General features: G+C 72.9%; 14 protein-coding genes. 8 read left to right on the top strand and 6 right to left on the bottom strand.

Translation table 11 applies throughout. The features are described from left to right. Positions 1–29: 29 nt before the first annotated feature. Complete coding sequence (locus ACIOGZ_RS39400; RefSeq protein WP_363585669.1) at positions 30–797, top strand: MerR family transcriptional regulator; 768 nt, start codon at positions 30–32, stop codon at positions 795–797. Positions 798–839: 42 nt separating this feature from the next. Here ACIOGZ_RS39400 and ACIOGZ_RS39395 read toward each other — a convergent pair whose 3' ends face one another. Then, positions 840–3,224 carry an FtsX-like permease family protein gene (locus ACIOGZ_RS39395; protein ID WP_400989484.1) on the bottom strand — a complete coding sequence of 795 codons (2,385 nt, stop codon included), beginning with the start codon at positions 3,222–3,224 and terminating at the stop codon, positions 840–842. A gap of 118 nt (positions 3,225–3,342) precedes the next feature. Continuing rightward, positions 3,343–4,056, bottom strand: coding sequence for an ABC transporter ATP-binding protein (locus tag ACIOGZ_RS39390; RefSeq protein ID WP_363585671.1), 714 nt, complete (start codon positions 4,054–4,056; stop codon positions 3,343–3,345). Positions 4,057–4,289: 233 nt separating this feature from the next. Between ACIOGZ_RS39390 and ACIOGZ_RS39385 the strand changes: the two genes are divergently transcribed. The 4 genes from ACIOGZ_RS39385 to ACIOGZ_RS39370 all read left to right on the top strand — a co-directional run bounded on the left by ACIOGZ_RS39385 (position 4,290) and on the right by ACIOGZ_RS39370 (position 8,764). Beyond that, a complete protein-coding gene (locus tag ACIOGZ_RS39385; RefSeq protein ID WP_363585672.1) occupies positions 4,290–5,741 on the top strand; it encodes a sensor domain-containing protein in 1,452 nt (483 codons plus the stop codon). Then, positions 5,693–6,340, top strand: a complete 648-nt coding sequence (locus ACIOGZ_RS39380) for a response regulator transcription factor (protein WP_363585673.1) — start codon at positions 5,693–5,695, stop codon at positions 6,338–6,340. The genes ACIOGZ_RS39385 and ACIOGZ_RS39380 overlap by 49 nt, the downstream gene beginning before the upstream one ends. A gap of 334 nt (positions 6,341–6,674) precedes the next feature. Further along, positions 6,675–7,706, top strand: a complete 1,032-nt coding sequence (locus ACIOGZ_RS39375) for an isopenicillin N synthase family dioxygenase (RefSeq protein ID WP_400989482.1) — start codon at positions 6,675–6,677, stop codon at positions 7,704–7,706. A 320-nt stretch (positions 7,707–8,026) separates the two neighbouring features. Next, the gene (locus tag ACIOGZ_RS39370) at positions 8,027–8,764 is read left to right on the top strand and encodes a MerR family transcriptional regulator (RefSeq protein WP_400989480.1); all 738 of its coding nucleotides are present in this window, start codon (positions 8,027–8,029) and stop codon (positions 8,762–8,764) included. A 128-nt stretch (positions 8,765–8,892) separates the two neighbouring features. Here the strand turns inward: ACIOGZ_RS39370 and ACIOGZ_RS39365 are convergent, their stop codons facing one another. Genes ACIOGZ_RS39365 through ACIOGZ_RS39350 form a run of 4 tightly spaced genes read right to left on the bottom strand, consistent with a single transcriptional unit; the run spans position 8,893 to position 14,696 of the window. Further along, a complete protein-coding gene (locus ACIOGZ_RS39365; protein ID WP_363585676.1) occupies positions 8,893–11,085 on the bottom strand; it encodes a 3-hydroxyacyl-CoA dehydrogenase NAD-binding domain-containing protein in 2,193 nt (730 codons plus the stop codon). Positions 11,086–11,123: 38 nt separating this feature from the next. Then, the gene (locus ACIOGZ_RS39360; protein WP_363585677.1) at positions 11,124–12,338 is read right to left on the bottom strand and encodes an acetyl-CoA C-acetyltransferase; all 1,215 of its coding nucleotides are present in this window, start codon (positions 12,336–12,338) and stop codon (positions 11,124–11,126) included. Positions 12,339–12,378: 40 nt separating this feature from the next. Continuing rightward, complete coding sequence (locus tag ACIOGZ_RS39355; RefSeq protein WP_363585678.1) at positions 12,379–13,521, bottom strand: acyl-CoA dehydrogenase family protein; 1,143 nt, start codon at positions 13,519–13,521, stop codon at positions 12,379–12,381. 2 nt (positions 13,522–13,523) lie between these two features. Continuing rightward, positions 13,524–14,696, bottom strand: coding sequence for a CaiB/BaiF CoA-transferase family protein (locus ACIOGZ_RS39350; RefSeq protein WP_363585679.1), 1,173 nt, complete (start codon positions 14,694–14,696; stop codon positions 13,524–13,526). Between the two features lie 211 nt (positions 14,697–14,907). On the opposite strand from ACIOGZ_RS39350, the gene ACIOGZ_RS39345 reads away from it, so the two are divergent. The 3 genes from ACIOGZ_RS39345 to ACIOGZ_RS39335 are packed head-to-tail and all read left to right on the top strand — an operon-like array spanning position 14,908 to position 18,484. Further along, positions 14,908–15,369, top strand: coding sequence for a hypothetical protein (locus tag ACIOGZ_RS39345; RefSeq protein WP_363585680.1), 462 nt, complete (start codon positions 14,908–14,910; stop codon positions 15,367–15,369). A gap of 38 nt (positions 15,370–15,407) precedes the next feature. After that, positions 15,408–17,558 (top strand): hypothetical protein, encoded by a 2,151-nt coding sequence (locus ACIOGZ_RS39340; RefSeq protein WP_400989478.1) that lies wholly within the window; start codon positions 15,408–15,410, stop codon positions 17,556–17,558. Between the two features lie 5 nt (positions 17,559–17,563). Further along, positions 17,564–18,484, top strand: a complete 921-nt coding sequence (locus ACIOGZ_RS39335) for a hypothetical protein (RefSeq protein WP_400989476.1) — start codon at positions 17,564–17,566, stop codon at positions 18,482–18,484. Positions 18,485–18,513 lie beyond the last annotated feature (29 nt).

Raw genomic sequence — 18,513 nt, 5'->3', positions numbered from 1 at the left:
CAAGCGAACGTGAACGAGGGAGACGGCGCATGGCAGTGGTCTGGCCGATCGCGGAAGTCGTCCGGATGTCGGGCGTGACCGCCCGGACCCTGCGGCACTACGACGAGATCGGACTGCTGCCACCGGCCTGGATCGGCTCCAACGGCCACCGCTACTACGAGGAACGGCAGTTGCTCCAGCTGCAACAGATCCTCGTACTGCGGGCGCTGGGGGTCGGGCTGACCGAGATCGCCCGGATCCTGGGCGACCAGGTGGACGAGCTGGAGGCCCTGCGGGACCACCGGCACCGGCTGCTCGCCGAGCGCGACCGGCTGGGCACCCTGGCCGCCACCGTCTCCCGCACGATCGCCGACCTGGAACGTTCCCGAGAGGACGGCACACCCATGACCAGCATCAACCGACCGGAGAACCTGTTCGAGGGCATCCAGCCCGGCGACGTCGAGGAGAGCCTGCGGGACTTCCCCGAGCACGCCGAGGCGGCGCGGCGCGCCACCGCCGCGATGAGCCAGGCCGACGTCGAGGCCGGACAGCGCGAGCGGACGGCGCGGATGATCCGCCTGGCGGAGCTGCTGACGGCCGGCCACCCGGCGGACGCCGAGCCCGTGCAGAACCACATCGACGCCGAGTACCGGGCGCTCAGCGCGCTCCGGACGGTCTCCGTCGAGGAGTTCCGCGCGATCGCGCGCTCCTGCACGGAGAACGCCCAGTGGAGCGCCGCGTACGAGGCCATCACCCCGGGCCTGGCCGCGTACCAGCGGGCCGCCTTGGAGGCGTACGCGGCGGCACGGCTGGTCTGAGTCACCGGCGGAGCGGGCCTTCCCTACCGCCCCGCCCCGCCGTCACTCGGTGCGCAGCGCCGTGACCGTCCGGGTGCGAGCCGTCCAGGCGGCGGGGAGGAGGGCCCCGAGCAGCGCCAGCACCAGGCCGCCGAGTATCAGCGGCCCCACCACCGAGGGGTGGAACACGGTGAGGTCCGCCTCCGGCACCCCGACCCCGGCGGCGCGGGCCATCGCCGGCATCACCTGGTGGTGCAGCAGGATCCCGATCGGTACCCCGATCAGCCCGGCCGTCAGCCCGCTGCCGCAGACCGAGGTGAGCACCATGCCGACCGTCTGCCGGGGCGACATCCCCAGCGCCTTGAGCACCCCGAGGTCGTGCACCCGCTCCCGGGTGTCCAGCAGCACCGTGTTGAGCACGCCCAGGCCGGCCACCACGGCCAGCAGCAGGGTGAGCGTCCCGGCGAGGGTGTTCATGGCCAGCATCACGATGCTGATCTGCTGCCCGCCCGCTTCGGCGCTCAGGCCCAGCGGCCGGACGGCGTCGTCGAGCCCGTCCGCGTACGCCTTCGCGTCCGTGCCCGGGGTGAGGTCGATCTGGAAGGCGACCGCGTCGGCCTGGACGGCGGTGCCGAGCGGGGCCAGTGCGGCCCGGTCGACGAACACCTGGTCGCTGGTGGTCAGGACCTCACCGCTGATCCGCACCGGGGTGCTGCGCCCGTGGTCGGTGAGGGTGACGGTGTCGCCGACGCGCACCTGGTTGGCGCGCAGGAAGGCGGTGGCGACGACCACTTCGCCGGGGCCCTGGAACCACCGGCCGGAGATCAGCTGGTAGCCGCCCCAGGAGGCGTCCCCGGTGAAGGCGATCACCGCGGTGCGCCCGGTGTTCCCGGCCACGGCGACCGGCGTCGGAGCGGTGCTGTACCAGGCCCGGGTACCGGGGCGGCCGGTGATCGCCCTGGTCGCGGCGGCCTCGTCCACGTGGTCGGGGGCCTTCGTCGAGCTCTCGATCGGGGTCTGGAGCACGACCTTGCCGGAGCGCCCGGCCTGGAGGCCGTCCTGGAAGGAGCCGAGCGAGAGCGTCAGGCCGACGCACAGGGTGACTCCGGCCGTGCCGAGCACCACCGCGGCGGCCGTGGTCGCCGAGCGGCCCGGCCGGGTGAGCGGGGTCGCCAGCCCGAGGCTCAGGGCGCGCGGCACCGGTAGGCGGCCGATGAGCTGCTGGATCCTGGCGGCCGGACCCGACGCCCCGGCCGGACCCGGGCCGCCGCGGGAGGCTGCCCGCCGGGCGCCCGGCGCCGTCCGGCCGACCGCGAGCGCCTCCACCGTGCGCAGCCGGCCGGCCCGCAGCGCGGGCACCAGGGCGGTGCCCGCCACGGCCGCCAGGGCCACCGCCGAAACGGCGACGTCCACCCAGAGCGGGATGCCGAGCAGGCCGCCGCGCAGGGCCTTGTGCGCCATCCCGAGGACGGGCACGGACAACAGGTTTCCGCCGAGCGCCGTGCCGACCCCGGCCGGGATCAGTGCCTGGCCGACGTAGGCGCGCGCCACCTGGGACGGGGTGAAGCCGAGGGATTTGAGGATGCCGATCCGCCGGGTGGCGGCGCTGACGGCGCCGCTGACCACGACGCCGATGATCAGCACCGACATGGCCAGGCCGAGCACCCCGAAGGCCGTCACGAACGGGACGAAGGTCGCGGCCGTCCGGTTGGCCTCCGCCTGGGCCGGCCGGTACGAGGTGGCCCTGGCGAGGGCGCCGCCCGGCACCGCGGCGGCGAGCGCGGCGCGGTCCGCCTCCACCTCGGCGTCGGTGTCGGCGTGGGCGAAGCGGTAGAGGTACTGGGCGGCGGGCGCCGCACCGGGCGCGGTGAGCCCGGCGACCTGTTCGGGGGCGATCCAGCCGTCCGCGCTCCAGGAGGGGGAGGCGGCCAGGCCGACGACCTTGAGGACCGGGTGCCCGGGGAGGTCGGGGAACTGCATGCTGTCGCCGACGCCCAGCGGCGAGTGGCCGTCCAGGAACACCACCTCGCCGGGGCCGGCGAGCCAGCGGCCCATGGTGATCCGCAGACCGTCCAGCGGGCCGTCCTTCGCCCGGCCGACCAGCGTCACCGGCGGGAGCAGGCTGCCGGCCGGCGGGATCCGCAGCTCGTCACCGGCGCGCGGCTGGACGGTGAGCGCCGGGTAGGGGCCGGCCGAGGCCGTCACGCCGGGGGCGTGCGCGGTCGCGGCGAGTTGGGCGGGGCTCGCCCTGGCCGGGTCGTACAGCGCGTTGAGGTGCGCGCCGCGCTGGTCGGCGAAGGTGCGCTGGTACGGGCCCTGGGAGGCGACCAGCAGGCCCGTGGCGAGGATGCACGCCGTCACGGCCGCCATCGTGGTGAGCACCATGACCAGGGTCTGCACCCGCTTGCGGCCGACGCCGGCGCGAACCACCTTGCCCAGTACGCTCATGCGCCCGCCTCCCTTCGCCCGGCGGGGGCGTTCGCCCGCACGCGCCCTCCCGTGATCCGCTCTCCCCCAGCCTCCGGCCGGGGGCACCCCCACCACTCGCTCATCGCGCACCGCTCGCTCATCGCGCACCGCCGGGGGCCGGCACGGCCGCCGTGTCCCGGACCAGCCGGCCGTCGAGCAGTTCGATGGTCCGGTCGGCGCAGGCCTCGGCGAGCGCGGTGTCGTGGGTGACCAGCAGGATCGTCTGGCCCTCCGCGTTGAGCCCCCGGAGCAGGTCGCGGACGTCGGCGGCCGAGGCGGTGTCCAGCGCCCCGGTCGGCTCGTCGGCGAGCAGCAGCGGCGGGCGGTTCATCAAGGCCCGCGCCACCGCGACGCGTTGGCGCTCGCCGCCGGAGAGCCGACCGGGGAAGGCCTTGGCGTGCCGGGCCACCCCGAGCCGCTCCAGCAGCTCGCCGGCCCGGACCCGGGCCGGCTCCCGCCGCATCCCGGCGAGCTGGGCCGGGAGCAGCACGTTGTCCTCGACGTTCAGGTCGTCCAGCAGGTTGAAGAACTGGAACACCATGCCGATCCGCTTCCGCCGGTACTCGGCCAGGGCGGCCTCGCCGAGCTCGTGGACGGCCACGCCGTCCACCTCGACGGCGCCCTCGCTCGGGCGGTCGAGGCCGGCGACCAGGTTCAGCAGGGTGGACTTGCCGCTGCCCGAGCGGCCGAGCACGGCCAGCGCCTCGCCGGCCCGGACCTCCAGGTCGAGCCCGGCCAGCGCGGGGTGGGCGGCGTCGGATCGGTCGTACGTCTTGCTGACGCCGCGGATCCGGATGATCGGCGCGTTCACGGGCCCTCCACGATTCGAGGTCCGGCGCCGGAAGTCCGGGCCGGCTGACGGGACATGACGCTACGAATCCGGGGCGGGGCGCGGACAGCCGTCTGGACGGCCTCTCGGGGGTGTATCCAGGTACACCCCGGATTGGGGGCGCAGACCTAGAGCGCCGCACGTCACGGCGCGGCAGACTGACGCCGGATGATCAACCGGGGCCGCGGGGCCACCGACCGGAGGGGAGGCGCGGGATGAGGACGAGCGCAGTGTCCAGGGCCGTCGCGCAGCTGGAGGGGGCCGTCGTGGCCGGCGTGCGGGCGCTCTACATGGTCACGTTGGCCGTCACGGGGCTGATGGCGCTGCTGGCCGGGCCGGTCCTGCTGGCCGCCGCCCTGCTCGGCCCCGACGACACCGAGCCGTTCGCCCACGGTCCGGGCGGGCCGCTGATCCTGCTGGTGCCGCTGGCGCCGGTCGCCCTCTGGGCGCTCTGCTGGGCCACCGGGGGCGGCGGCCGGGCGGCCGGGGCCGTCCTGTTCGCGCCGGGCTCGCTCGCGCTGATGGCCACCGACCTCTACGGCGGCGCCCCGCCCGGCGGCCGGTCCGGATCGCTCTGCCTGGGGCCGGCGATGCTGGTGCTCGGCCTGCTCGGCACGCGCTGGATCGCGACGGAGAACCGGCGGATCGTCGGCCGGTGGAGCGGCCGACCGATCCCGGTGCCGTACCACCGCGTCGACGCCGGGCCGTGGCAGCGGCTGCGCGCCGGCGGCTGGCTGGCCGATCCGGCGACGTGGCGGGACCTCCTCTGGGTGCTCGTCTCCGGCTGCGCCATCCCGATCACCGCCGTGATCGTCGTGCTGACCCCGATCGCCCTCCAGGTGCTCGGCCGGAACGGGCCGTTCCTCCCGCTGGGGCCCGTCTACCTGATGGGGCTCTACATCTCCCCGCTGGCCGCCCTGTGGGCCGCGCCGGTGGTCCTGCGGGTGCACGAGCGGGCCGCCCGCGCCCTGCTCGGCCCGTCCCGACGGAGCGAACTCGCCCGCCAGGTCAGTCATCTGGCCCGGACCAGGGCGGACACCATCGACGCCGGGGCGGCCGAGCTGCGCCGGATCGAGCGGGACCTGCACGACGGGGCGCAGGCCCGGCTGGTCGCCCTGGGCATGCTGCTGACCGTGGCCGAGCAGGTGAAGGACGACCCGAAGGCCCTGCAACCCCTGCTGGTCGAGGCCCGGATGTCCTCGGTCAAGGCCCTGAGCGAGCTGCGCGACCTGGTCCGGGGCATCCATCCGCCGGTGCTCGCCGACCGAGGCCTGGCCGACGCGGTCGAGGCGACCGCGCTGGACCTCCCGCTGCCGGTCACCTTCACCGGCGGGTTGCCCGGCCGGGCGCCCGCTCCGGTGGAGTCCGCCGTCTACTTCGCGGTGAGCGAGCTGCTGGCCAACGTGGTGAAACACGCCGGCGCCTCGCACGTGTGGATCGAGATAGGGCACAGTGGCGGGCTGCTGCGGATATCGGTCACCGATGACGGGCGCGGTGGCGCCAACCCGTCCCGGGGGACCGGCCTCAGCGGAACCGAACGCCGACTGGCCGCCTTCGACGGGGTGCTCGCGATCAGCAGCCCATCCGGTGGCCCGACCATTGTGAACCTGGAGATCCCGTGCGCGTTGTCATCGCCGAAGACCTCTTCCTCCTCCGGGACGGCCTGACTCGGCTGCTGGAGGCCAGCGGCATGGAGGTCACCGCGGCGGTCGAGACCGGCGACGAACTGCTCGCCGCAGTGGCCGCCGACCGGCCGGACATCGCCGTGGTCGACGTCCGGCTGCCGCCCGGCTTCACCGACGAGGGGCTGCGGGCGGCGCTGGCCGCCCGCCAGGCACACCCCGGGCTGCCCGTCCTGGTGCTGTCGCAGTTCGTGGAGCAGTTGTACGCGCGCGAGCTGCTGGCCGGCAGCACCGGCGGGATCGGCTACCTGCTGAAGGACCGGGTGCTGGACGGCGCCCAGTTCATCGACGCGGTGCAGCGGGTCTCCCGGGGCGGCACCGTGATGGACCCGGAGGTGATCACCCGGCTGCTCGCCCACAACTCCTCGGCCGGCCCGGTCTCCACCCTCTCCCCGCGCGAGCGGCAGGTGCTGGCGCTGATGGCCGAGGGGCGCTCCAACGCGGCGATCGCCCAGCAGTTGGTGATCACCGAGCGGGCCGTCGCCAAGCACACCGCGTCGATCTTCGTCCGGCTCGACCTCCAGCCCTCCGACGACGACAACCGCCGTGTCCTGGCCGTGCTGGCCTACCTCAACAACGGCTGAGAGGGGCGACACACGAAGGCTTTCCACCCTTGAAGGGCCACTGCCAAGTGAGAGGCAGCCCTCCGCCGCAGGGGGCTCGCCCGCTCCGGTCAAGGTCATCTACGCTGGTGACGTGCTCATCCTTGTTCGCCGTCGCCACGTGGACCTGCTCCGCGTGACAAGCATGTCCTGTCGACGCTCCAGCTGAACCTCGCGCCACCACCCTCAAGGGCAGCCTCCACCCGGCCGCCTCCGCCTCCCGGCTCCCGGAGCACCCGCCGCACCAGGCGGCCACTCCGGCCTTCCCCCGGTCGATCACCGGGACCGGCCGGGACGAGACCAGCGGATGTCACACATGTCGCAGCAGTACACCCCCATATCCGACTCCCTCCCGGTGATCGACCTCTCGCTCGCCGACGGCGGCCCGGACGACCGCCGCCGGCTGCACGACGGGCTCCGTGCCGCGGCCACCGACGTCGGGTTCTTCCAGCTCGTCGGCCACGGCATCACCCCGGAGGAGACGGCCGCGCTCACCGACGCGATGCGCGCCTTCTTCGCCCTCCCCGAGGCCGACCGGCTCGCCGTGAGCAACCTCAACTCCCCCCACTACCGCGGCTACACCCGCACCGGCGACGAGCGCACCGGCGGCAGCCAGGACTGGCGCGACCAGCTGGACATCGGCGCCGAGCTGCCCCCGCACGTCCCCGGCACCGACGAGCCCCCGTACTGGTGGCTGGAGGGCCCCAACCAGTGGCCCGCTGCGCTCCCCGAGCTGCGCACCGCCGCGCTCGGCTGGATCGACCACCTCAGCGGCACCGCCCGCCGACTGCTGCACGAGCTCCTCACCGCGATCGGCGCCCGCCCCGACTTCTACGACGAGGCCTTCGCCGGCCACCCCCACCTGCGGCTCAAGCTGGTCCGCTACCCCGGTACCGCTCCGAACGGCGCCGGCCAGGGCGTCGGTGCCCACAAGGACTACGGCTTCATCACGCTGCTGCTCCAGGACACCGTCGGCGGCCTCCAGGTCGAGCGCCCGGACGGCACCTTCCTGGAGGTCCCGCCGATGCCGGGCGCCTTCGTCGTCAACCTCGGCGAGCTGCTGGAGGTGGCCACCGACGGCTACCTCAAGGCCACCAACCACCGCGTGGTCAGCCCGGTCGGCGCCCGCGAGCGCTTCTCCGTCCCGTTCTTCTACAACCCCCGTCTCGACGCCCACATCGAGCCGCTGGACTTCCCGTTCGCCCGGCACGCCCCCGGCGCCACCGAGGATCCGGACAACCCGCTGTTCGCCGAGTTCGGCCTCAACGAGTGGAAGGGCTACACGAGGGCCCATCCCGAGGTCACCCGCCGCCACCACGCCGACCTGGCCGACGCCGCCTCCCGGTAGCCCCACGCCGCGGAGGCCGGGACCAGCCGCGCCACAGCGCAGGAGCAGCGCCGGTCAGAGCAGGCTCCGGCCAGAAGCGGCGCCGCCAGAGTCACCGGCACCCCGAGTCCGCCCCCGCCGCTCCCCAGCGGCGGGGGCGGACTCACGTGCGCGGCGGGCCGCCGTCGCCGGTGGACCAGCCGCTGGACCAGCCGCTGGACCAGCCGGTGGACCAGCCGGTGGACCAGCCGGTGGACCAGGGGGACGGGCACTGTCACACTGCTGCTGTCACAGTGGAAGTGTGCCAGTGCAGGAGGCGGCAGATGGGGGAGCGCGGGGCCATGGGAGACGGGGGCGGTGTGCGGCTGACGGTCGACGAACTGGCGGCGCGGGCCGGGGTGACGGTCCGGACGGTGCGGTTCTACGGGACGAAGGGCCTGCTGCCACCACCGGAGTTGGGGCCGCGCCGGGTCGGGCTGTACGGGGCCGCGCACCTGGACCGGCTGGAGCTGATCGAGGAGTTGCAGCGCCAGGGGCTGACGTTGGCCGCGATCGAGCGGTACCTGTCCCGGCTGCCGGAGGACAGCACGCCGCTGGACCTGGCGATCCACCGGGCGCTGGTGGCGTCCTGGACGCCCGAGGCGGCGGAGGAACTGGGCCGGGCGCAGTTGGAGCGGCGGGCCGGGCGGGGGCTGTCGGAGGAACAGGTGCAACGCCTGGTCGCGATGGGGGCGTTGGAGCGGACGGCCGATCCGGAGCTGTTCCGGGTGGATCCGGGCCTGCTGCCGCTGGGGGTGCGGATCCTGGACGTGCCGATCCCGCTGGAGACGCTGCTGGCCGCGCGGGCGGTGGTACTGGAGCACAGCCGGGCGACGGCCCGGGAGTTGCAGCGGCTGTTCCGGGAGACGGTGTGGCGGCCCTACCGGGAGAGCGAGCCGGCGCCGGACGAGCTGGCCCGGATGAGGGCGCTGACGGACCACATCCAGCCGATGGTGGCGCAGGCACTGGTCACGGCGTTCCAGCGCTCGCTGCGGGAGGAACTCGGCGAGGAACTGCGGGAGGACTCGGCGGGGAGCTGAGCGGGAAGCTGAGCAAGGAACTCGGCGAGGAGCTGGGCGGGAAGCTGGGCAAGGACCTGGGCGGGCAACCGCAGGAGGAGCCGGGTGGGGCCGTCCGGCACCCGGCCCCACCCGCTCAGGCCTGACGGTCAGTCGGTGAAGGTGCGCCCCTCCGCCGCGATCCGCTCCAGCAGCGCCGGCGGCGCGAACCGTTCGCCGTAGGCGGCGGCGAGTTCGCGGGCCCGGGCCGCGAAGCCGGCCGGGCCGCCCTCGTACCCGTTGATGTACTGGAACACGCCGCCCGTCCAGGCTGGGAAGCCGATGCCCAGGATGGAGCCCACGTTGGCGTCGGCGACCGAGGTCAGCACGCCCTCCTCCAGGCAGCGCACCGAGTCCAGCGCCTCGCTGAACAGCATCCGCTCCTTGAGGTCCTCGAAGGGGAGGTCCTCGAAGGGGACGTCCGCGGCCGGCTCGCCGAAGTGCTCGCGCAGCCCCGGCCAGAGCCGCCCGCGCTTGCCGTCCTCGCCGTACTCGTAGAAGCCGGCGCCGCCGCTGCGCCCGGGGCGGCCGAACTCGTCGACCATCCGGTCGACCACCGCGTCGGCCGGGTGGGGCGTCCAGCCGCCGCCGGCGGCCTCGACCGCGCGCCGGTACTCGTCGCGGATCTTGCGCGGCAGGGTGAGGGTGAGCTCGTCCATCAGCGAGAGCACCTTGGCCGGGTAGCCGGCCTGGGCGGCGGCCTGCTCGATGCTGGCCGGGGGGACGCCCTCGCCGACCATGGCGACGCCCTCGTTGAGGAACTGGCCGATGACCCGCGAGGTGAAGAAGCCGCGCGAGTCGTTGACCACGATCGGGGTCCGGTCGATCTGCCGGACCAGGTCGAAGGCGCGGGCGAGGGCCTCGTCGCCGGTCTGCGGGCCGCGGATGATCTCGACCAGGCGCATCTTGTCGACCGGGGAGAAGAAGTGCAGCCCGATGAAGTCCGCGGTGCGCTCGACGCCTTCGGCGAGCAGCCCGATCGGCAGGGTGGAGGTGTTGGAGCAGAGCAGCGCGTCGGGGGCGAGGACGCCCTCGACCTCCTGGAACACCTTGTGCTTGAGCTCGGTGTTCTCGAAGACGGCCTCGATCACCGCGTCGCAGCCGGCCAGGTCCGCGGCCTCGGCGGTGGGGGTGATCCGGGCGAGCAGCGCGTCCCGCTTGGCCTCGGTGGAGCGGCCGCGGGCGATCGCCTTGTCCAGCAGCCCGGCGGAGTAGGCCTTGCCGCGTTCGGCGGCGGCCATGCTCACGTCCTTGAGCACGACCTCGATGCCGGCCTTGGCGCAGGTGTAGGCGATGCCCGCGCCCATCATCCCGGCGCCGAGCACGGCGACCTTGCGGACGAGTCGTTTCTCGACGCCCTGGGGGCGGCCGGCGCCGGAGTTGACCGCCTGGAGGTCGAAGAACAGCGCCTGGATCATGTTCTTGCTGGTCTGTCCGCAGGCGAGCTCGGTGAAGTAGCGGGCCTCGATCGCCATCGCGGTGTCGATGTCGACCTGGGCGCTCTCCACGGCGGCGGCCAGGATGTTGCGCGGGGCCGGGTAGGGCGCGCCGTTCAGCTGCTTGCGCAGGTTGGCCGGGAAGGCGGGCAGGTTGGCGGCGAACGCCGGGTTCGCCGGGGTGCCGCCGGGGATCTTGTGGCCCTTGACGTCCCAGGGCTGGACGGCGGTCGGGTTGGCCTCGATCCAGGCCCGCGCCCGGGCGGTCAACTCCTCCGGGGTGGCCACGAGTTCGTGGACCAGCCCGTGTTCCAGGGCCTGCGCCGGGCGGTACTGGCGGCCCTCCAGGAGGAACTTCAGCAGGGCGTCGGTGATGCCGAACAGCCGTACCGTGCGGACCACTCCGCCGCCGCCCGGCAGCAGGCCGAGGGTGACCTCGGGCAGGCCGAGCCGGCTGGCGGGGTTGTCCAGGGCGATCCGGTGGTGGCAGGCGAGGGCGATCTCCAGGCCGCCGCCGAGCGCGCTGCCGTTGACGGCGGCGACGACCGGCTTGCCGAGGGTCTCCAGCCTGCGCAGCGCGCGCTTGATCCGCTGGGACTTCTCGAAGACGGCGGCGGCGTCCTCGGGGCGGGCGGCGGAGAGCAGCCGGAGGTCTCCCCCGGCGAAGAAGGTCTTCTTCCCGGAGGTGACGACGACGCCGCGCAGCCCGTCGGCGGCGGCGAGGCCGGCCAGCCGGTCGACGACGGCATCGAGGTCGGCGGTGAAGGCCTCGTTCATGGTGTTGACGGACTGGGTCGGGTCGTCGAGGACGAGGGTGACCACGCCGTCCTGGTCCTGCTCCCAGCGGATGGTGGTGGTGTCGCTCATGAGTTCAGGGTCTCCGAGGGGATCCGAGGGACAGTGGGTCAGATGCGCTCGACGATGGTGGCGACGCCCATGCCGCCGCCCACGCAGAGGGTGATCAGGCCGTAGCGCAGGTCGCGCCGCTCCAACTCGTCGATCACGGTGCCGAGCAGCATCGCGCCGGTGGCGCCGAGCGGGTGGCCGAGGGCGATCGCGCCGCCGTTGACGTTGACCTGCTCGGGCCGGAAGCCCAGTTCGCGGATGAAGCGCAGGGCGACCGCCGCGAAGGCCTCGTTGATCTCGACCAGGTCGATGTCGGCGGCGGTGAGCCCGGCCTTGGCGAGCGCCTTGCGGGTGGCCGGGGCGGGGCCGGTGAGCATGATGGTGGGCTCGGAGCCGGAGACGGCGGCGGAGACGATCCGGGCGCGCGGGCGCAGCCCGTACCGCTCGCCGATCTCCCGGCTGCCGATGGCGACGAGCGCGGCGCCGTCGACGATGCCGGAGGAGTTGCCGGCGTGGTGGACGTGGTCGATGGCCTCGACCCAGTGGTACTTCTGCAGGGCGACGGCGTCGAAGCCGCCGGCCTCGCCGATGCCGGCGAAGGAGGGCTTGAGGCCGGCCAGGGTCTCGACGGTGGTGCCGGGACGGATGAACTCGTCGCGCTCCAGCACGACCAGGCCGTTGCGGTCGCGGACCGGGACCACCGAGCGGTCGAACAGGCCGTCCGCCTGCGCCTTGGCGGCGCGGGCCTGGGATTCGGCGGCGAAGGCGTCCACGTCGGTGCGGGAGAAGCCCTCGATGGTGGCGATCAGGTCGGCGCCGATGCCCTGCGGGACGAAGTTGGTCTCGTACGCGGTCATCGGGTCCGCGAACCAGGCGCCACCGTCGGAGGCCATCTTGACCCGGGACATCGACTCGACGCCGCCGGCCAGGATGAGGTCCTCCCAGCCCGAACGGACCTTGGCGGCGGCCAGGTTGACGGCCTCCAGGCCAGAGGCGCAGAAGCGGTTCTCCTGGACGCCGGCCACCGTGTCGGGCAGGCCGGCCGCGATGGCCGCGATCCGGGCGATGTCGGAGCCCTGGTCACCGACCGGGCTGACCACGCCGAGCACGATGTCGTCGATCGCCGCCGGGTCCAACTCCGGGTGCCGGTTGCGCAGTTCGTGGATCAGGCCGACGACGAGGTCGATCGGCTTGGTGCCGTGCAGCGAGCCGGTGGCCTTGCCCCGGCCGCGCGGGGTGCGGATCGCGTCGTAGACGTACGCTTCGGTGGTCACGGTCAAACGCCTTTCGGGGCAGGGGGTTTCGCGGGAGGTCTCAGCCGAGGACGGACCGGCCGACGATCTCCTTCATGATCTCGGTGGTGCCGCCGTAGATGGTCTGGATCCGGCCGTCGGTGAACGCCCGGGCGACCGGGAACTCGCTCATGTACCCGTACCCGCCGTGCAGCTGGAGGCAGCGGTCGGCGGTGCGCTTCTGCAGTTCGGTGGCCCACCACTTGGCCATCGAGGCGTCCACCGGGGTGAGCGCGTAGCGGTTGTGCTCGGTGATGCAGCGGTCGACGAAGGCCCGGGTGACGGCGCACTCGGTGGCGAGTTCGGCGATCTCGAAACGCACGTGCTGGAGCTTGGCCAGCGGGCGGCCGAAGGCCTCGCGCTGCTTGACGTAGTCGGTGGTGATCTCGACCAGGTACTCGGCGCCGGCGATCGCCGCGGCCGCGATGGTCAGCCGCTCCTGGGCGAGGTTCTGCATCAGGTGGACGAAGCCGCCGTTGAGCTCGCCGAGCAGGTTCGCCTTCGGCACCCTGACGTCCTCGAAGAACAACTCGGCGGTGTCCTGGGCCTTCTGGCCGATCTTGTCCAGGTTGCGGCCGCGCTCGAAGCCGGGCGTACCGCGCTCGACCACCAGCAGGCTCAGCCCGTGCGCGCCGCCCTCGGGGGTGGTGCGGGCGACCACGACCACCAGGTCGGCGAGGATGCCGTTGGAGATGAAGGTCTTGGCGCCGTTGAGCAGGTAGTGGTCGCCCCGGTCGACGGCCTGGGTGCGGATGCCCTGGAGGTCGGAGCCGGTGCCGGGCTCGGTCATCGCGATCGCGGTGATCAGCTCGCCGCTGCAGAAGCCGGGCAGCCAGCGGCGCTTCTGCTCCTCGGTGGCGAGCGAGGTGAGGTAGGGGCCGATGATGTCGTTGTGCAGGCCGACGGCCAGCCCGGAGGCGCCGGCCCGGGCGAACTCCTCGGCCAGCACGGCGGCGTAGCGGAAGTCCGGGGCGCCCCCGCCGCCGTACTCCTCGGGGACGGCCATCCCGAGCAGGCCCTGGCGGCCGGCCGCCAGCCAGGCGGAGCGGTCGACGATGCCGGCCTTCTCCCAGCGGTCGTAGTGCGGCAGCACCTCCTTGGCGAGGAAGGCCCGCACGGCGGCCCGGAAGTCCTCGTGCTGCTCGGTGAAGATCTCGCGCTGCAACGCTACGCTCCTTGTCCTGCATCGGAGTTGAGGGATGGGACGGCCCAGTCGCGGGCCACTTCGGCGGTGTCCGCGCCCGGCCGGGCCGGCGGGCGGCGCAGCGTGCCGGGGGTGGCGGAGAAGCGCGGGGCCGGGGCGGGCTGGGTGACGCCGCCCGCCTCGACATAGGTGCCGCGCGCCAACAGGTGTTCCTCCCGGGCTGCCTGACGCAGCGTCAGCACCGGTTCCACGCAGGCGTCGGACCCGGCGAAGACGGCCTCCCACTCGGCCCTGGTCCGGGTGGCGAAGCGGTCGGCGATCAGGGCCCGCAGTTCGGGCCAGCGGGCCAGGTCGTACTGCCCGGGCGCCTGCGGGCCGAGGTCCAGCAGGCGGGCGAACTCGGCGTAGAACTGCGGTTCCAGCGCCCCCACGGCCAGGTGTCCGCCGTCGGCCGCCCGGTAGACCGCGTAGAACGGCGCGCCACCGTCCAGCAGGTTGGCGCCCCGGCGGTCCTGCCAGTGGCCGGCCGCGAGCAGCCCCCACAGCATGCTGGACAGGTGCGCCGCGCCGTCCACGATCGCGGCGTCGACGACCTGGCCGGCGCCGGTGCTCCTGGCGTGCTGCAGCCCGGCGAGCAGGCCGACGACCAGGTAGAGCGAGCCGCCCGCGTAGTCGCCCAGCAGGTTGGCCGGGATGCCGGGCGCCTCCTCGGGCCCGCCCGGCCCCGCGACCAGGCCGAGTACCCCGGCCACCGCCGCGTACCCGAGGTCGTGCCCGGCGCTGGCGGCGCGCGGGCCCTGCTGCCCCCACCCGGTCATCCGCCCGTACACCAGCGCCGGGTTGCGGGCCAGGCAGTCCTGCGGCCCGACCCCGAGCCGCTCCGCGACCCCGGGCCGGTAGCCCTCGATCAGCAGGTCCGCCCGCTCGACCAGGTCCAGCACCAGGCCGGGCCCCGCCGGGGACTTGAGGTCGACCAGCACCGACCGCTTGTTCCGGTTGGTCACGTCGTACGCCGGGTCGATGCCCAGCGGCGACGGATCCGGCCGGTCCACCCGCACCACGTCGGCGCCCAGGTCGGCCAGCAGCATCGCCGCGAACGGCCCCGGCCCGATCCCCGCGAGCTCGACCACCCGCACCCCCGCCAACGGGCCGGGGCCGGCGGCCGTGGCGCCCGGCGGACTGCTCGTGTCACGCACTGGCTGCAGAACCCTTCTGGGTTTGACAGTAAAGCTGTAACACCCGTGATGATAGGGAAGCGACCCGCCGGTAACAAGACCTCCTCCCCCATCCACCCGCCGTGCGACCGCGAACACGGAGGGTGCGTCAGTGCACTGACGGAGGGTCCCTGTACCGTCGTCATGCCACAGGGGGATTGACCCCTTCTCGACGAGAAGGAGTTGCACACACATGGTTAGCCCGTACTTCACCACCGGGCCGGTCTCGCCGGCCTCGGCTCCGGCACCCGGCTCGGCCAGGACCGCGCCGTACGCCCCACCCGTCCAGTCCGGTGGCGGCAACGTGCCCGCGCCCGTCCTCGCCCCGGGTCTGGTGACCACCCGGCTGGACGTCCCGCACGAACTCAACGCCTCGGCCGGGATGGCCCGACAGATCGCCACCGACCTCGACAACGCGAACGGCAAGGCCGGGCCCGGCGCACACAGCCTCACCGAGTACGCGAGCACCGCGTCGACCAGGATCCGCGGCTTCTCCTTCGGCGGCGCCCTCACCGGCTGCACCGAGCGCTGGATGCAGCAGTGCAAGGCCCTGCACGACACGCTCGGCAAGGCCGCCGGCAACCTCGACAGGACCCGGCAGTCCTACAGCGCCAACGAAGCCGCGACCGCCGCCGACCTCCGCGCGGGCCGCTAGGCGCTGTTTGGCCCTGTTTGGTCCCAGAAGAACAGCAGTTGGAAGACCAGAAGGGGGAACCCGGACACATGGTGTCCTTCAAGGAACTGCACGAGGCCGACTTCTCCGGGATCACCGACGCCGCCGAAGCCTGGGCCGGCGTCGCCAAGGCCCTCACCGCCCTGGACGGCCGGGTCGCCAAGGACCTCACCAGCACCGCGCAGCGGGCCGGTTGGAAGGGCGCGGCGGCCGACGACGCGACCAAGGTGCTCCAGACCGTCGACGGCGACTTCAAGCAGGCCTCGGCCGTCGCCACCGCCCTCGCCGCGATCATGAAGACCGCCGCCGAGGACTTCGCCGCCGCCCGCCGCGACCTCGACACGGCGATCCACGACGCCCAGAGCGACAACATGACCGTCGCCGCGGACGGCCAGGTCAACTGGACCCTGCCGAAGGAGACGAGGAACGACCCCGACGGCGAGAAGCTGGCTCAGACGCTCGCGGCCAAGGCCGAGGCCATCGCGGCCCGGCTGACGAAGGCCGTCGAGAAGGCCGACTCCGCCGACCGGCGGGCCACCGCCGCACTCCAGGGCGACATCGGCACCAGCACCACGGCCTTCAACCCCACGCCCTACGGCGGCGGCCCGATCGCCGACGCCAACCGGGCCAAGGACCTGATGGCCAAGGCCGGCAGCCTCAGCGATCCGCAGCTGAAGCAACTGCAGGACATCATGGCCGCCAACGCGGGCAACAAGGACTTCTCCACCACGCTGCTCAACGGCCTCGACTACGGCGGGAAGACCGGCCCGGACGCCCTGCTGGAGTACAGCAAGGTCTACGACGGCCTCGCCCACGGCAACCACAACGCCAAGGGCTACCAGGACGTCTACGGCAACCTGTCGGTGGTGCTCGCCACGGCCACCCATGACGGAGGAATGGGCAAGGCCTGGGAGGACGGCCTGCTGGCCGCCGCCCGCCGCCCGGGAGGCTCTGCGGCGGGGTTCAACGACAACTACCCGGCGCTGACGGCGCTGATGGGGGCGAAGGGGACGTACGACAAGGCGTTCCTGCTCAAGGTCGGCAACGACCTGGTCGACTACGAGCGCACCAGCAAGGCCAAGGGCGAGGACCTCTGGGGCCCGAACTGGAACGGCCGGGTCGACCAGTCCGACCCGATGGGCGGTCTGATGAACGCGTTCAGCCGCAACCCCGAGGCGTCGAAGGACTTCTTCGACCCCGGGAAGAGCAAGAACCTGGACTACCTGCTGCACGACCGGAAGTGGCCCTTCCAGGGAAACGAGCAGAACGTTCCCGCCGACTTCACTCCCTCCCGTAGCGCATTCGGCTATGCCCTGGAGGCGGCCACGACCGGTCGGGACCCACACAGCGACCAACCGGTCGTCCGCCCGCACGACAAGGTCATGTCGCAGATCATGGACGAGACGATGAAGTCGTTCGCGGGCACCGGCCCCGGGGACAAGACGTCCCTTCCGGCCGGACTCCGTCGGCCGATGGCCGACATGATCGCCGACTACGCTGCGGACACGCACGAGATCCTCGGCAAGGACCTGTACGGCGCGTCCCAGCCGGACGGGCTCACCGTCAACCGCGAGCAGCTGCTGCGCCTGATCCGAGGCACCGTCGAGGACCCGGCGGCATTCGCCGTCATCCAGCACGCCGAGACCCAGGAGATCGCCCGCCGCCTGGACGGGTACGGCCCCGACGCGGTGAAGCCCGATGCGACGGGTGGTGTGAACCACGGACTGGATGCCCTCGTCCACGAGTCCGGCAGGACTCTCGGCGCGCTCGACGCGGTGTACGCCGACTCCGTCGTCGACCACGCGGACTCCGCCAAGTCTGCCCAGGACTGGCAGGCGAAGATGAATTACCACCTGCTCGGCACACCCTTGAACTTGATTCCGGGTGTGGGCGACATCGCGCAGCGCTACGCCGATATCGGGACGGCCACCTACGCCGACGCCGCCAAGGCCAAGATCGACAGCAAGCTCCAGGACAACCTGAGCTCCCACTTCTCGGCAGGACAGCAGCAGCTGAAGGCGATGATCGACTACAAGCTGATCATGTCCGGAGTCGACCATCAGACCATGGACCTCGACGGGGGCGTGCCACAGCAGCTCCAGAGGACCGCGGGATCCGCCTACAACAACGGAATCGACACCACCTATCGCACCGTGTTCGGCAGGGCGTGAGGACTATGGAGACCAAGAGCAAGAGCAAGAGCGGGCGTCCCGACGACGCCGTAGGACTGGCCGGCAAGGTCGACGCGGCACTCAATCGGCGCGGGTTCACCACGCGCGCCCTGCGGGTGCGGTTGACGGCGGTGCTGTTGGCATTCTCCCTCGCTCTGGCAGGGGCGGCGGGCTTCGCGCTGTACCGGCTGACGAACATCGGCGGGCCCGACAGCGTGTGCGACGGAGCGGCCACAGCGGAGCAGGTGCACGACCTGCTGGGGTCCGGACCGATGAGTGAGAACAAGAAGGGCTACTCGGCGACGAAGAACTCCACCGGGAACAGCTGCTCCGCCACGGTCAGCTCCGGCTTGTTCGAGACCTCCAAGAAGGTCGTGCGGTTCACCATCGTCCTCAACACCGCTGACGGCCCGGGCGCATTGGCCGCGTCGGATGCCCGGCTGTTCTCCGGCGAATCGGCCGGCTCGGTCACCCCGGGCGCCGCGTGGGCCGTGCTCCCCGAGGCGTGCCAGAAGGGCGTACGTGCCGAGGTGAGCACCAGCGAGGCGGGCCATGACGAGGCCAGGGCCCGCCTGGCCGTGGCCTTCGCCAACAGTGTGGCCAAGGCCCGCTCGTGCGCGGACCGGACACTTCCGGCACCGAAGAGCCTGTCGGCGAAGGCGGCCCAGACGGAACCGGACTGGGCCAACCTCTGCGGCCTGCCCGGGTTCGCACCCGCGAAGAACCCCGAGGCCCAGTGGCCCATGCCGCAGCAGGTCACCACCGCGTCCAACCCGATCTGGTCCTGCACGATCGGCGAGGACCCGAGGCACGACAGTCGGTCACAGGAATTCACGATCACCACCGAGCCGCGGGTCACCGCCCTAGGCAGTGTCGTCAAAGTGATCTTGGCTAGTGGATCATGGTGTGGTGATACGTCGCCATGAACTCTCCGATGCCGAGTGGGGCTTGGTGG

Origin of the sequence: Kitasatospora sp. NPDC088160 (genome assembly GCF_044741445.1) — a bacterium.
GTDB lineage: Bacteria > Actinomycetota > Actinomycetes > Streptomycetales > Streptomycetaceae > Kitasatospora.
This window is presented reverse-complemented; position numbering and strand designations above follow the sequence as displayed.

Bases quoted from the DNA above. Each gene is read 5' to 3' on its own strand.
- ACIOGZ_RS39400 (WP_363585669.1), top strand. From the start codon at position 30: ATGGCAGTGGTCTGGCCGATCGCGGAAGTCGTCCGGATGTCGGGCGTG.
- ACIOGZ_RS39395 (WP_400989484.1), bottom strand. From the start codon at position 3,224: ATGAGCGTACTGGGCAAGGTGGTTCGCGCCGGCGTCGGCCGCAAGCGG.
- ACIOGZ_RS39385 (WP_363585672.1), top strand. From the start codon at position 4,290: ATGAGGACGAGCGCAGTGTCCAGGGCCGTCGCGCAGCTGGAGGGGGCC.
- ACIOGZ_RS39375 (WP_400989482.1), top strand. From the start codon at position 6,675: ATGTCGCAGCAGTACACCCCCATATCCGACTCCCTCCCGGTGATCGAC.
- ACIOGZ_RS39370 (WP_400989480.1), top strand. From the start codon at position 8,027: ATGGGAGACGGGGGCGGTGTGCGGCTGACGGTCGACGAACTGGCGGCG.
- ACIOGZ_RS39365 (WP_363585676.1), bottom strand. From the start codon at position 11,085: ATGAGCGACACCACCACCATCCGCTGGGAGCAGGACCAGGACGGCGTG.
- ACIOGZ_RS39345 (WP_363585680.1), top strand. From the start codon at position 14,908: ATGGTTAGCCCGTACTTCACCACCGGGCCGGTCTCGCCGGCCTCGGCT.
- ACIOGZ_RS39335 (WP_400989476.1), top strand. From the start codon at position 17,564: ATGGAGACCAAGAGCAAGAGCAAGAGCGGGCGTCCCGACGACGCCGTA.